10 protein-coding genes are annotated in these 14,483 nt (G+C 60.9%); all 10 read left to right on the top strand.

What is annotated here, in order from left to right; translation table 11 throughout:
• Positions 1-93: 93 nt before the first annotated feature.
• The 10 genes from DIE16_RS19260 to tssJ all read left to right on the top strand — a co-directional run bounded on the left by DIE16_RS19260 (position 94) and on the right by tssJ (position 14,450).
• A complete protein-coding gene (locus DIE16_RS19260) occupies positions 94-858 on the top strand; it encodes a hypothetical protein (protein WP_185735485.1) in 765 nt (254 codons plus the stop codon).
• A 106-nt stretch (positions 859-964) separates the two neighbouring features.
• On the top strand, positions 965-1,726 hold the full coding sequence (locus tag DIE16_RS19255) for a DUF3304 domain-containing protein (RefSeq protein WP_185735484.1): 762 nt from the start codon (positions 965-967) through the stop codon (positions 1,724-1,726).
• A 17-nt stretch (positions 1,727-1,743) separates the two neighbouring features.
• The gene (locus DIE16_RS19250; protein WP_124893204.1) at positions 1,744-3,981 is read left to right on the top strand and encodes a DUF2235 domain-containing protein; all 2,238 of its coding nucleotides are present in this window, start codon (positions 1,744-1,746) and stop codon (positions 3,979-3,981) included.
• A 65-nt stretch (positions 3,982-4,046) separates the two neighbouring features.
• Positions 4,047-4,304, top strand: coding sequence for a PAAR domain-containing protein (locus DIE16_RS19245; RefSeq protein WP_124893202.1), 258 nt, complete (start codon positions 4,047-4,049; stop codon positions 4,302-4,304).
• Positions 4,305-4,307: 3 nt separating this feature from the next.
• Entirely contained in the window at positions 4,308-5,609 is a 1,302-nt protein-coding gene (locus DIE16_RS19240) for a hypothetical protein (RefSeq protein WP_124893200.1), read from the top strand.
• A gap of 91 nt (positions 5,610-5,700) precedes the next feature.
• A complete protein-coding gene (locus tag DIE16_RS19235) occupies positions 5,701-9,366 on the top strand; it encodes an ImcF-related family protein (protein WP_409364459.1) in 3,666 nt (1,221 codons plus the stop codon).
• 8 nt (positions 9,367-9,374) lie between these two features.
• Positions 9,375-10,958: a type VI secretion system protein TssA gene (gene tssA, locus DIE16_RS19230; RefSeq protein WP_124893196.1), complete on the top strand. Its 1,584-nt coding sequence runs from the start codon at positions 9,375-9,377 to the stop codon at positions 10,956-10,958.
• Between the two features lie 9 nt (positions 10,959-10,967).
• On the top strand, positions 10,968-12,782 hold the full coding sequence (gene tssF, locus DIE16_RS19225; RefSeq protein WP_124893194.1) for a type VI secretion system baseplate subunit TssF: 1,815 nt from the start codon (positions 10,968-10,970) through the stop codon (positions 12,780-12,782).
• Positions 12,746-13,903 (top strand): type VI secretion system baseplate subunit TssG, encoded by a 1,158-nt coding sequence (gene tssG, locus DIE16_RS19220; RefSeq protein WP_409364458.1) that lies wholly within the window; start codon positions 12,746-12,748, stop codon positions 13,901-13,903. Before tssF ends, tssG begins: the two co-directional genes overlap by 37 nt.
• Before the next feature lie 13 nt (positions 13,904-13,916).
• Positions 13,917-14,450, top strand: a complete 534-nt coding sequence (gene tssJ / locus DIE16_RS19215) for a type VI secretion system lipoprotein TssJ (protein ID WP_124893190.1) — start codon at positions 13,917-13,919, stop codon at positions 14,448-14,450.
• Positions 14,451-14,483: the final 33 nt, after the last annotated feature.

Raw genomic sequence — 14,483 nt, 5'->3', positions numbered from 1 at the left:
TGGACGCCGATCATCCAGGTCGACACCGGGATTGAGTGTGCGAAACGAGGTTGGCATGACGGATTGTGTTCTTGAGTTTGGGGTATTCCAGCAATGATTAAACGGGTTGTCATCTTGTTCGCCGTCGTACTGACGTTAGCCGGCTGCGACGCGTTTTCGTCCGAGCCGACCTACCGCGGTGTCAGCGTCATGGGGCTCAACTACACGCCGTTCAATCTGAGCGGGTTCACGATTCGAGACAAATATGGCAACAGAGCGAGCGGAGGGGGCGATCTGCCGCCGGGTGCGGGCGCCGGGAGGTTGAGTTGTTGCTACAAGCTGAAGGGAACGGATTTCACGGTTGACTGGGAAGTCTATGACCAGGACGAGTTCATGAAAGACCCGTATGCGCCGATCAAGAAGATCCACAAGACGACCGAGGTCAAATTTCCACCGACAAAAGTCAGAGGCGGAGCGGGGGAGGATGTGCTTGCGGTGCACTTTTATCCGGACGATCACATCGAGTTTGAGATTCGTAACGACATGAGCGGGACGAGGATCGATTACACGGAAGTGGATTACTGGTTTCAGACCAAGTACGGGAAGGCGGCGAATCCGGACGATGCCGACATGGCCGTGGCCTATAGGCGCACGGCACGTGTCGCATCGCAAGGGTGGCTGAAATATCGGCTGACTGACACGAAGGACCTGGAGCAGTACGTGTACTACACGCAGCTGGTCAATCCGAAATTCGATGAGCATCCGGTGGTGCAGCGGATCTTGAAGGAGACGGAAGGCAAGCCGGGTGCGTTCGGTGCGGCGATGGCGAGCTTGCCGGATGCCGTTGTGCGAGAAATCAAGCGAGGTCGTTTTGATTAGGCATCTTTAGTGATGGACGACGATCATCCAGGTCGACACCGGGATCGAGTGTGCGAAACGAGGTTGGCATGACGGATTGTGTTCTTGAGTTTGAGGTATTCCAGCAATGATTAAACGGGTTGTCATCTTGTTCGCCGTCGTACTGACGTTAGCCGGCTGCGACGCGTTTTCGTCCGAGCCGACCTACCGCGGGGTCAGCGTCATGGGGCTCAACTACACGCCGTTCAATCTGAGCGAGTTCACGATTCGAGACAAATATGGCAACAGAGCGAGCGGAGGGGGCGATTTGCCGCCGGGTTCGGGTGCCGGAAGCCTGACTTGTTGCTACAAGCTGAAGGGGACGGATTTCACGGTTGACTGGGAAGTCTATGACGCGGATGAAGCCATCAAGGATCTGTACGCGCCGATCAAGAAGATCCACAAGAGGACCGAGGTCAAATTTCCGCCGACAAAAGTCAACGGCGGAGCGGGTGAGGATGTGCTTGCGGTGCATTTCTATCCAGATGACCACGTTGAGTTGGAATTTCGAAACGATTTAAGTGGAACTCGAATTGAGTATGCCGACGTGTGGGACTGGATGAGGAAAAATCACAAACAATTGATTGATCCTATGAATGAAGATAATTCTATTATCTTTAGGCGTGTGGCTAGGCTTGCAGCCCAAGGCTGGATGAAATATGGGTTAACAAATACGGATGATCTTCAGCAATATTGTTATTATCATTTGCTTAATGATAAATTTGATGAAAATTTGGATGTCAAGCGTATTTTGGGTGAAACAAAAGGGAAGCCCGGTGCGTTCGCGATCGCAATGCGAAATTTACCCAATTCCGTTGTGAAGAATATTAATGGCAGTCGGTCGAACTGAGTTTAAATGGAGGGTGGATGGCTGATCTTAATCGTCTGGATTCTGCTGATCAGACGCCGCTCAATGTGCGTGTGGAAATCGGCGAGAATCGCAAGGCATATCCGAGTGATGTCTGTGTTCCGTGTGGTGCCATAGTGCACATGGGTTTCTTTTTCGATGGATTTGGTCGGAATCGCGATTATGATGATCCTCAAACGTCGAGATATTCAAATATTTGCCGCCTTTGGGAGGCGCATCGCGAAAATCGAGACTCAAGACGTAAGGATTTTCCGAATCAGTTTTGGTATCGCTCATACTTTTCCGGGCTTGGCACGGAGTTGAACAAGGAGGCACGAGAGGGGCAGATCGTCTCCGCAGCCTTTAAACTTGGAAATCAAGGTGCCAAGGCAGCCGGTTCGATAGCAGTCAGCGTCGGCGAGAACGTAACCGGCGTGAAACGGCTTCCCATCAGCCCGAAAGACACTGTCACGGAAGGACTCAAGAAGGGTCTCAAGGAATTTTCGTTCCGGCCGGTCGTGCAGTCTTTCAAAGACCTGGTCGATTCAGTCGAATCGGTGCCGCGCAATATCGGCCGAGTGTTGCAACTGCAGCGTGAAAACCGCTGGGTTCGACGCGGCCGCGCCGCCACTCGCGCAATTCTCTACGACGCAAAGAAGAATTTTCCATCAATCGCCCAAAGCGCCGCCAAGTCGGTGTTCTTTGGCGTGTTGATCGATTCGATTCCATGGTTTCGTGACAACCGCGCCGTCGCCCGTGTATTTGGAACAGGCGTCGAGGACCGGCTGGCGGCCGCGATGACGCAGTTTGAAAAGTCAATTGCCGACGCCAAGCAGACGACGCCGAAGGTTCAGCGGATCCAGGTATCGATCTTCGGTGCCGATCGTGGCTGTGTTCTTGCTCGGGCGCTGGCGAATGAACTGACCCGGCGATACAAGCGTCCGAGCGATACGAAGCTGGCCTTTGTCGATTCGAAAGATCCCAACCAAACGGCTATTCCGATCGAAATCAAGTTCCTGGGGCTGCTGGATGCGGTGTCTTCGTTGATGGAAGAGAACAAGCTGCTGGGGATCGTGCCGGTTCTTGGCCTGCTCAAACAGAACTACGGAGACCGCGATCTGGCGGTGCCGGCGTCGGTGCAGCGATGCGTGCATTTTGCCGCGGCGCATGAACTGCGTTTCTATCAGCGGCTCGATAGCCTCGAGAACACGCGCGGGCTTCAATACCTCTATCCCGGAACGAGCGAGGACATTACCGGTGGGGCACCTGCAGGAACGCTCGGAGCACGCGCGGAACTGCAGCGTGTCGTTTTGCGCGACATGCTCAATGAAGCGGTATCGCATGGTGTGGTGCTGGATACGATGGAGGACTTGGCGAAATGGAAGCCAGACGTGTTTCGGAGATTCACCCTCGCCAATCCCATATCCGACGGAAAAACCTCCTACAAAATCGGAGAACTGATTGATGCCTACCGCCAGATAGTTCCCTACGTCGCGCGTCTGAACTTTGTCGAACACATGCAGGTATTTTTGCGCTGGATGGCAGTTCGCTACCAATCCCCGGCATTTCGCGCAACCGTGACGAACCGCTTCGACGACCTTGCTGCCCGGCATCGGGAGCTCCTGAAGGAACGCAACGACGCCGAGGCAGCGTATCTCGCACTGCGCAACCAGCGGCCGCCGGCAGATAGCGTGACGCTCGGCAAAGCGCTTGCACGCTGGCAGAACTCGATGTTGCCGGAGATGCTTTCCAGTCGCGACGCCGGTATCGAGAAAGCGCGTCCCTCCGTAAGCGTCTGGGAACGCATCCAAAGCGAATCCGAAGAACTGATGCGACGTGAATCCCGGCAACCCGCGCTGCAGAAATCGGCCGATCGCATTCGCGAAATGGCTCAAGACAGCTCATTGCCATGGGACGCCGACCCGGAGTTCAGCGCGGCGACGATCGAGGCCTGGATGATGACGCCGGAGCAGGAAACGCTGATCCAGGCGTGGAAGCTGGGCCTGAGCGGCAAGAATCCGCTGCCGCCGAAAGTCATGGCGCTGTTCGACCTGCTGGTTCACGACACGATGCTGACGAGCTGGCATGACCACGTGCTGTCGTCGAATCTGTACTTCCAGACGCGTGCTATCGACACATTCGGAAGCAGCGATTACGTCGACGAGGACAAGAAGCGCAAGCGCGACGAAAAACATGGCGAGCGCGTCAGGCAAGCCAGCGAGGCGATGACGCCCGCTGCCCGGTTGCCGGGGCGTTAATAACCCAATATCAATCGCGCACTGTCGAACTGCAGTGACGACGTCAGTTTATTTTCGGGGGGCATATGGGGGGCATCGTTCGCGTCGGCGACAGCCATACCGGCGGCGGCCACGTAACGGCCGGTTCGGATTCGCGCTTTTTCATGGGTCGTCCGCTTGCTCGGCTCCACGATCCCGTGACCTGCCCGCGACACGGCGACAACCGCATCGCAACCGCAACCTCGGGGGCGTTCGATGACGATCGCGAAGTGGCCCAGCACGATGACTTGTGCGAGTGCGGGTGCCGGTTGATTTCTTCTCTTCCGAATAGCGGGCGTCGTTGAACAATGGCACTGGATCTCTTGTCCCTCCCGCCGGAGAAGCCGGTTCTTGATGAGCCGCCGTCGCGGTTTCTCTGGGGCGCGGTGTTCGTTGTGCTGACGGCGGTCGGCATATTGGCCGTGCTGATGCTCTGGCCGGAGGGTGAGCCGACTCGCACGCCGTGGTTCTGGATATGCGTGTCCATCTATCCGGCTGGTTTTTCCGCCTTCGTCGTGTCCCGGCGCTATCGGGCATACGAACTCGAACGCGCGAAAGTTCAGGCCTGGAACGATGCAAGCAGGAAGTACAACGCGCAGGCTTTTGCGCGGGAAAGCGTGCCGATGCTTGTCCTGGCAGCGGCTGCACGCGTGACCGCCGACGATACGGAAAACGGTATCGACCAGATCATCGATGGAACGATGAAGCTGCGTGCGAGGGCTTCGGAGCAGAAAGCTAACGAATCGGTTTCGGCGAGATGGTTTGAGCCGATTGAAGCTCGCTTGGCCGTTGACGATGCGGAACGTCATGACGAGGTTCTTGCGTGGCTGTACAAACGACTGCTGGACGACCTGAAGAAAACATTGGCCACGCTTCCTGCGGATCTGCCGCTGCGCGTTTTGCTCGATGTTTCCGGGTATATCGGCGTGTCCGACGTGGTCGAGCAGTGGCGGAAGGAATGGAGGCGTCACAAGTTGCGCTTCGCGAGAACGGACCGTGAGCCCGGATCGCTCGATTTGATGGCAGTCGATTCGTGGCTTGACGATCGGAACGGGCCGTTGCATCAGCATGCGGTGTTACTCGTATCCGTGGCGTTCAACAAGGTAATTGCCGAACCGCCGGAATCCGGTTCAGCCGAGGCCGGGGTCGGATTGTTGCTGGTTTCGGGGGCGCTTGCGTCGCGCTTCGAATTGCGACCGATCGCTGCGTTCCACCGTCCCCGGCGAGCAGGTAATGACGATCCTGACCATGCACTTACCTACGGGCTCCGTTGGGGCGGCGCCGCGCCGGATGACGTCGGGGCGCTGTGGATGAGCGGGTTCGACAGCCGAGCGGCCGGTTCCTTGCGCACGGCGTTAAGCGCGGGCAATCCCGAAGGGGAGAACGGCAAAGTGCTGCTGGAGTTTGAACTCGATCGGATCGTCGGCAAGGCGGGAGCTTCGGCAGGATGGCTTGCCGCGGCTTGCGCAACATACGTGGCCGGTCTATCGGCAAAGCCGCAACTGGTCGTACAGCGCGACGAAGACCATATGTTCGTCGCTGTCGTGACGAACATGGATAACGCATCAACCACACACGCACTTCCGCATGAACCGGATATTCAAACTTGACCTGTTTGGGACCCTTGTTTTTGTCGTTCTTCCTGGAGGGATCGTATGGGCGCGACCGCACTGGGTGGGACTATCCGAGGCGAATCGAGGATTGGCGCTCGTCGTTCTGTGCGCCGTCTTCGTGGCACTCTTGTTGATTTTCAGCTTCAGTGATTCGTCTCGGCCGGCCAATGGCTGGCGTGCCGTGAAGAGGTGGGTCAACGATCACACGCGTCGCATGCCGGCTCCATCGGGAAGTGGGTCGACGGTTAATGCCGAGAATCGAGCCGAATCGCTTAAGCAGGTTCTGAAGGAGAGGTACGGCTGGCGATGGCGCTATCGCGATCGCTGGGTGCTGGTTGCCGGCGACTATCCGCTCGTCCGGCGGCTCGCGCCCGGGTTGGCCGATACCGGCTACGCGATTCTCGGCGGTACGGTCCTGCTGTATGCGCGTCAAATTGACCAAAAACTCGAGACGGAATGGCTCGATCGGATTCGTCGTCTGCGCCGTCGCCGCCCGATCGACGCGATTGCGGCCATCACCCGTCACCGAAGTGCCGGCGATGCGTCGTTTGACGTGGATGAACTCGCCGCGCGGCTTGCTCGTCACGCACGCGCGTTGCGTTGGATCGCACCGGCGTATCTTCTGGATGTGACGGATTTCGGTAGCGAGCGGGCCAGCCCGGACGAGGCGATTGGCCTCACATGGGCCGACACACGCGCGAGCGGGGAGGTGATTGACGAATCGCTGCGGAATCTCGCCGACAACCTCTCGGACGTTGGTGTCGTGCGCCTCGCCGCGAATGCCGATGATCGATACCCTGCCGAACTGGCGCGGTACATTTCGAGGTTACACGGAGCGTTATCTGACCTGCTTCGTCGCACCGCTGAACCCGCCGCTTCGAGACACACGCTTTACGGGTTGATGTTTGCGCCTCTATTCAAGAATCGAGCGCCGATTTCTCAGGATCTCGAATCGCCCGGTGGCGATTCGAATGATGGTGAGGCGCCGCTCGGTCCTCGTCATCGAACCATCTGGAATACCATCGCCGAACACAGCCGCAAGGTTAGCGGCCGTCGCATGGGCTTTTCGCTGCCGACTGCGGCGGCTTGGATGACGACTGCCGCGATCGGCTGCTGGTTTGTCGGCACGATGCTGTCCGGCTTTGCCAACCGCGCGACGATCGGGAGCGCTGCCGCTACAGTTGCGAAGCTCGCCGGGGCCTCAACCCCGGCGAAGTCGCTGCAAACGCTCACCGACCTCGATCGGCAAATCGACACGCTCGAAATCCACCAGCGCACCCGCGCACCGCTGACCACCCGCTTCGGCCTGAATCGCGACCACGCATTGCTCGATGCCCTTTGGCCGCACTATGCCGATGCGGCAAGCCGCATTCTCGTCGGCCCGATTCGCCGGCAGCTCGAAGCGAGACTGCATCAACTGGCATCGCTGTCCGACGCAGAAATCGCCAGCGGAGGCGACGCTCAGGTGCAGGCCGCATACGACACGCTCAAGACCTATCTGATGCTCGCGAAACCGGAGCGCGCGGTCGCCGCATTCCTGACACCCCAGCTCGTCGCGATGTCCATGCCGGCGCGCCCCGTCGGTTCGTCGTTGTCGCCAGGAAGATGGGAGGACTTGCGGCAGCAAGCCATTACATTCTTCACGAACCATCTGGGACCCGGTGCGAAGTCGACGGCGGCTGCATTGGCAATCGTTCCGGACAGTACCTTGATCGCAGCGACTCGCCAGACGGTGATCGGTGTTCGGGGCATTCAGAACTCGCGGGACGCGGTCTACCAGCAGATCCTCGACGAAGCGGCGCCGAAATACCCGCAAGTATCGCTTGCCACGCTGTTGGGTGATGCGGCATCCCAGGCCGGTGCAGGTGGCGCGACAAGCCGTGGCTTGTTCAACACGACCATGACCGTGCCGGGCGTATTCACGCGCGCGGCATGGGACGAACGGATCGCCAAGGCCATTGACGAAGCCGGTGAGCAACATGACGTGGCAGGTGATTGGGTGCTCTCCGACACCAAAGCCGCCGGCAAGTCTCCGTCGACACTCAAGGACGAACTGCGCCAACGCTACTTCGACGACTATGCGCGCGCCTGGGCACAGTTCCTCAACAGCGTACGCTGGCAACCGGCGCCGACGCTTTCCGCCACGGCCGATCAATTGACCCTGCTCGGCGATCCGCAACGCTCGCCGCTCGTCGCGCTGATGAACGCGATCGTCTATCAGGCGGGAACGGGAGCCAACGCGCAGTCGCTGTCCGACACGCTGATCAGCAAGGCGCAGCAGCTCGTCGGCGCCGACGAAAAGGACCCGTCGAAGCAGGTCAAGTCGCAGCTTGCGCCGCTGGTGGCCGCGTTCGGCCCGATCCTGCGCTTGACCGGCAGCGATCTCGTTTCCGGCGCGCCGGCCAACGGCAAAGCCGCCGCCGCGCAAATGGCCGCAACAGGCGACCTGAGCCTCGCCCGCTATCTGGAGCGCATCACGGCCATGCGCCTGAAGACGTCGCAAATCGTCTCCAGCGCCGATCCGGATGCGGTTGCGCGACTGGCTGCCCAGTCGGTGTTGCAGGGCAAGACATCCGACATCGCCGACAGCCGCGACTATGCAAGTCGCCTCGCCGCGAGCCTTGGCGAACAGTGGTCCGGCTTCGGCGCACTGTTCCGGGCGCCGTTCGATCAGGCATGGCAGGTCATCGTGCAGCCGGCCGCGTCGAGCCTGAACGAGATCTGGCGTGCGGCGATCGTAGCCGACTGGAACAAGTCGTTCGGCGGCCGCTATCCGTTCGCGGATTCGGATAACGACGCGTCGCTGCCCGAAATGGCGCGCTTCATGCGCCCCGATGGAGGCGTGATTGCGCAATTCGTGACGACGCAGCTCGCCGGCGTCATCGAACGGCAGGGCGACCGCTGGGTGCCCGCACAGGGCACCGATTCCGGGGCGCTGACGATCGATCCGGGCTTCCTGAGCGGGTTGAACAAACTCACGCGCATTTCGACGGTGCTGTTCCCGTCCGGCGACGCGCGCGTGCGCTACGAGTTGCAGGCGGTGCCGACGCCCGGTGTCACCGACATGCGATTCGTGTTGTCCGGCCGCGAGTTGCACTACTTCAACCAGAAGCAGGAATGGACGCCGTTCGAATGGCCCGGCCAGGCGCTCGAAAACCTGTCGCGTATCGAATGGCAGACCGAGCAGGGCGGCTTGCGGACGGCGCTCGATTCGCAGGGGCGCTTCGGCCTGATCCGCCTGTTCGAGCGAGCGAAGGTCGCGCAACAGGACAACGCACGTTACCTGCTGACCTGGACGCCCGATACGGGCCAGGGCATCCCGCTGAAGGTGCAACTGCGCAGCGAGGCGGGCGCCGGTCCGCTCGACGTTCTCCAGTTACGCAACTTCGTGCTGCCTGCACGGATTTTCATGACCGGGGCGGTGAGCGCCGGGCCGAAGGTGTCGACGGCCAGTCCGCCGCCGTTGCCGGCTGCGGCGATTGCCGCGGCCAGGGACGCTGCCGTGCCGTTGCCACCGGGGCTGCCGGGTGCGATGACCTGGCCGGATGAAGCGATGCCGGTGGAGTCCAGGAAGGCGTCCCGTCAGATGGCCGCGATAGCTGAAGCACGACCGGACACGCCCGTCGAGCAATCGCCGACGAGCGATCCGCGGATGGCGGTGTCGTCGTTGGCGACGAATTCCGCATCTTCCGATGCCCCCATCAGACCGTTCGGACACGCCCTCCGTTTGCTGGGCGATGCATTTGCGTTCTGAGACTTGCCATGACGCTTGCCAATTTTGTAAAGACACTCGTCGGCGGTCCGCGCGTCGATTCGCTGCAGGCATCCCGACAGGCCACCTGGGCGGCATGGCTGGTTCCGATACCCGGGGAGCACGCGTGCGGCCGCGATCCGGGCTACGAGGATGCGTTCTTCGAACTGAAGGACGAGGCGAACAGGCTGTCGGGAATCGACGACGGACTGATCGTCCACAGCTGCGAGCAGTTGCTCAAGGAAACCGGGAAAGATCTGCGTCTGGTCGGTTACTACACGTTTGCGAGGCTGCGGCAGGACGGTCCGGCCGGCTTCGCCGACGGACTCGAACTGGCCGCTTCGCTCGTCGACCGGTTCGGCGAGGCCGTACTGCCCGCGCGGGCCGAGGCGAAGCGGGCGGCGCTGGACATGCTGGCGACGTCGCGCTTGATCGAGACGCTGGACAGCCGCGGCGACTTCGCGCCTGCCGATCTGGAACGTGCGCTTGCCGCGCTCGATATGCTCGTCGAACAAACGGGAAACTGGCCGGAAGCCGCGCGTCCCAATTTACAGCCGCTGGTTGCCCGTTTCGAGCGCAAGGAGGAGCCAACTCGCGGCGTGAATTCGGGCGTGGTCCCTCCGCAAAAGATTGCTTCGGTTCCAGCGTCGAGCGGGGCGATCGCGTCGGCGCGCGACCTGCTCGATCAGGCGCGTGCGATGTCGGCGTGGGTGCGTGATCAGGAAAACGGCTACTTGCCGTCGGTGCGCCTCGTGCGCAGCGTTCGCTGGGACACCTTGCACGACGTGCCGCCGGCGGATGCCGCGTCGCATACGCGTCTGGCTCCGCCGCGCGCCGAGTTGCGCCAGCAGATGAAGCGCCTTGTGCTGCAAAAGCACTGGCACGAGTTGCTGGAGCGTGTCGAGGGTGCGTTCATGGAAGGCGTGAATCACCTGTGGTTCGATCTGCAGTACTTCCAGCATGTCGCGCTCGATCACGTCGGCACGCCTTACAGCGCGTGGCGTGAACTGCTGCGTGCCGACTTCGCGCTGTTTCTCGAACGGTTGCCGGGTATCGAACGACTTGCATTCAGCGACGGCACGCCGTTCGCCGACGATACGACGCTCGAATGGATTGCCCGGCACGCGGTCGTGCGCGACCTGGAGGCGGGCGAGACGGTGGCGCCGCTGCCGATCTCCGCGGATAGCGACGGCGATGCCACCGGCGACTGGCCTGAAATCGAGACCCAGGCGCGCGAACTGGCCGCGCGCGAAGGTATCGAGACGGCCTTCGCATGGCTTGAAGCGCTACCCGGCATGAAAACCGATCGGCATCGCTACTTGCAGCGGCTCGTAATGGCGCGGCTGGCCGATCATGCCGGCCGTCCGGATGCGGCGCTCGCGCTGCTTGCCGAGCTCGATGCGTCGACTCGATCGATGCCGCTGATGCGCTGGGAGCCGGCGCTGACGTTCGAAGTCAAGCAGCAACTCGTCAAGGCATTGAAGGCGATGAGCAGCCGCAAGGACGCCGACAAACCGGCGCTCATGCGTCGTGTTGCGGAACTGCAGGCCGAACTGACCGTACTCGATCCCGCGCGCGCGTTGACCCTTTCATAACGGATTCTCATGGACAACAACGATTCCATCCTGCGCTACTACGAAGCGGAAATGCGCTATTTGCGCGAATCCGGCAAGGAGTTCGCGAAGGCACACCCCGATCGTGCGCGCCTGCTCAATCTCGATCGCGTAGGCGATCGCGATCCGTATGTCGAGCGGCTCTTCGAAGGATTCGCGTTTCTGACCGGCCGGCTTCGACAAAAACTCGACGACGAATTGCCCGAACTCACCGAGGGGCTCGTCAGCCTGCTGTGGCCGCACTATCTGCGGATGATTCCGTCGCTGTCGATAGTGGAGCTGACGCCGTTCGCGGAGAAACTGCAGAAGACTGAAGTGGTGCCGCCCGGCGCACCCGTCAGGTCGGCACCGATCAATGTCCTGTCGCCGGGCGGTGTCGACGGTTCGGCGCCACGAACGATCCAGTGCTTGTACCGGACCACGCAACCCGTCGCGCTTCAGCCGGTTGCGATTACCCACGCCGGTCCTGCCACGCGCCATGACGGCCGGTCGGTGATCAGGATCGGCTTCGCGTTGGAAGGATCCGCACTCCGCAACGAGACGAACCTGTCGCGCCTGCGTTTGCATTTGAATGCGGATTTGCCGACCGCATTCGCGATGCATCTAGCGCTCACGCGGCAGGTTGACGCGATCCACTGGCGCATCCCGGAAGTTCGCGACGGTGAACCGGTGCCGCTCGCGGGCGTGGCCATCGAGCCCGCGGGCTTCTCCACGGAAGAGCGTCTGTGGCCCAAGGCCGACGCGGCATTTTCCGGGTATCAGCTGTTGCTCGAGTACTTCACGTTTCGCGAGAAGTTTCTGTTTGTCGACCTGTGTGGGCTCGACATCACGCAGCTCCCGGAAAGCGCCACCCGTTTCGAGCTGGAAATCGTGCTGAAGCATGCGTATCCGTCGGATCAGCGTTTCAGTGCCGAGAACCTCCGACTGTTCTGTACACTGGTCATCAACCTGTTCGAACTTGACGCGGAGCCGATCGAGATCGACTACCACGAAACCGAATATCGCGTCGTGCCGGCCGGCCATCAGGGCGAACATGTCGAGACGTACTCGGTCGACGCGATCGCGACATTCGATCACGACACGGCCGAGCGATACGAATATGTGCCGTTCGCCACGTTCCGCCACCGCGGTGGCATGCTTCGGCACGAAGCGCCGGAGCGTTATTTCCACACGCGGGTGCGTCCCGGTATGTCAGGCCTGCATGAAACATGGGTGATTCTTGGCGGCCATGCGTGGGAAACGATGGGCACGCTTCCCGAAGAAAGCCTGTCCTTGCGCGTGACCGGCACGAACGGGATGCTGCCGCGCAAGGGATTGCGCGAGGCAAGTCTCAACGAGATCGCGGTCAGCACGCAGAGCGTCGCCGGCGTACGCAATCTGGTGTCGCCGACGTTGCCGCTGTATCCGCCGACGGAGGATCGCTTCCAGTGGCGCGTGCTGTCGCATCTGGCGCCGAACTTCCTGTCGATGATGAACGCGGAAGTGCTGCGCGGCGCCCTGGCGCTTTACGACTGGACCTGCGACGAGCTGAACCGTCGACGGCTCGCGGGCATTCTGCATGTGTCGCAGGAACTGATCGAGGAGGTGTCGGGCGGCGCGGTCGAGCGAGGCGTGCTGATCGAGGTCACGCTCGACTCGCACGCTTTTTCCGGAGAAGGCGACGTGATGCTGTTCGGGGAATTGCTGCACCGGTTCTTCGAGGCGTACGCGGAAATCAACCTGTTTACGAAGTTGGCGATCGTTAGCCTGCCGTCGCAGCTTCGGACGGAGTGGCCGCGCGGCAAGGTGCAGAGGGCGGCATTATGAGACGGTCATTCAATCGGGCGGGTGTCGAAGCGACCGATGTACAGGAGCTTCCGGCAATTGTCGGGGCCCTGCTGGCGAGTGCGCCGAAGATGAGCTTCATGCAGTTCTGTCGGCTGATGGAAGTGTGTAATCCCGACACGCCAGGATTCGGCACGCGCGATACGCCGGAACATGAGCCGGTGCGATTCCGGCCGCGTCCTCGCCTGGGCTTTCCGGCCGGTGAGGTGGCGGCGGTCGAGATCGACGACGAGGATTGCGATGCGCCGCCGACCATCCGCACGACATTCATGGGGTTGTACGGGGTCGATGCGGCGATGCCGTCGCATACGATCGACGAGATCGCGCTGCGCGAAGAGGGGCACGAAGCTGTCGAGGCATTTCTCGACCCGTTCAATCATCGCATCGCGACGCTGTTGTATCGAGCGTGGAAGAAGTACCGCTATCCCGAGCGTTTTCAGGCCGGCGGTGTCGACGATTATTCCCGGAGCTTGCTGTGTCTCGCAGGATTCGGATGGGGCGACAAGCCATTGCGGGCCGGCTTGCCGGCATCGCGAATGCTCGCGTTGCTCGGTCTCCTGATTCAGCGCACGCGGACGTCAGAAGGGCTGGCCGGCGTCATCGCGCTGGCCGCGCCCCGCGTCAGTGTTCGTGTCGACGAGTTCTGGGCTGTGACGACGAGCGCCGGTCAGCCGAGGCCGCTGACGTCGTCGAGTCCGGGCGTCGTCGAGTCTCGCGATGTCCGGCGCATCGGTCTCGGCTGTGGTTACGTGCTCGGCAGGCGCATCGCGTATCGAAGCCGGGCCGTGCGAGTGACGCTGCAACCCGTCGATGTGCAGCAAGCACACGATTTGTTGCCGGGTGCGGCGCTGCACCGCGAGTTGATGGCGTTCATTCGGTTGTATGTCGGCGTGAAAGCCGATGTGCATTTGCGATTGGAAGTGTCGTCCCGTTTCATTCCGAGTCCGGTTGTCGGGGCCGGGCGTGCAGATTCTGCGCCGCGTCTTGGCTGGACCACGGTATTGCCGTCGCCGGACGCCCGCATGATCGATATCGCGCTCGGCATCTACGAAGCGTTTCCGACGCCCCAATCGAACCCGCATCTTGTGCCACGCACAATCTGACTCCGGAGTCTTCATGTTCAAACGAATGAGCGTGGCAACCGTTGCCGCAGCATTGCTTCTGTCGGGCTGCGGCGCCTGGCAGTCCGTCTCGGATGCATCGTCGAACGCCTATCGTGCGGTGTTTTTCAAACAGGTGAAGGTGCTGAATGTCGATTTCACTGCACGGGCTTCACTGAATCCGGACGAGGCGGGGCGAGCGACATCGGTGGCGGTTCGCGTGTATCAGTTGAAGGATCGCAAGATGTTCGATGAAGCAACATATGAGAACCTGTTGAAGAACGATCGGACCGTTCTCGCACAGGATCTGCAAGCAGATATTTCAACGGTCGTGAATCCGGGCGCGTCGTCGAGTTTGTCGCAGCCCATGCAACGCGAGACGAAGTATGTGGCGGTCGTTGCGTTGTACCGCGTCCCAGGAGCGTCGGGAGACTGGAAGCGGGTGATCGAGAAAAAGAAGCTCGACCCCGATAAGCCGCTCCGAATGGATCTGTCGCTGAACGGACTGCAGATGGCAGGAGAAGTCGCGAAGTCTGCGTCTTCCCGATGAGCTGCGGAGATGGTACTGGAGAGTTGATGTCGA

This window comes from Burkholderia sp. Bp9090 (assembly GCF_003857985.1).
In the GTDB taxonomy this organism is placed as follows: domain Bacteria; phylum Pseudomonadota; class Gammaproteobacteria; order Burkholderiales; family Burkholderiaceae; genus Burkholderia.
Note: the sequence above shows the minus strand (reverse complement) of the source record. Positions and strands in the feature narration are given on the sequence as shown.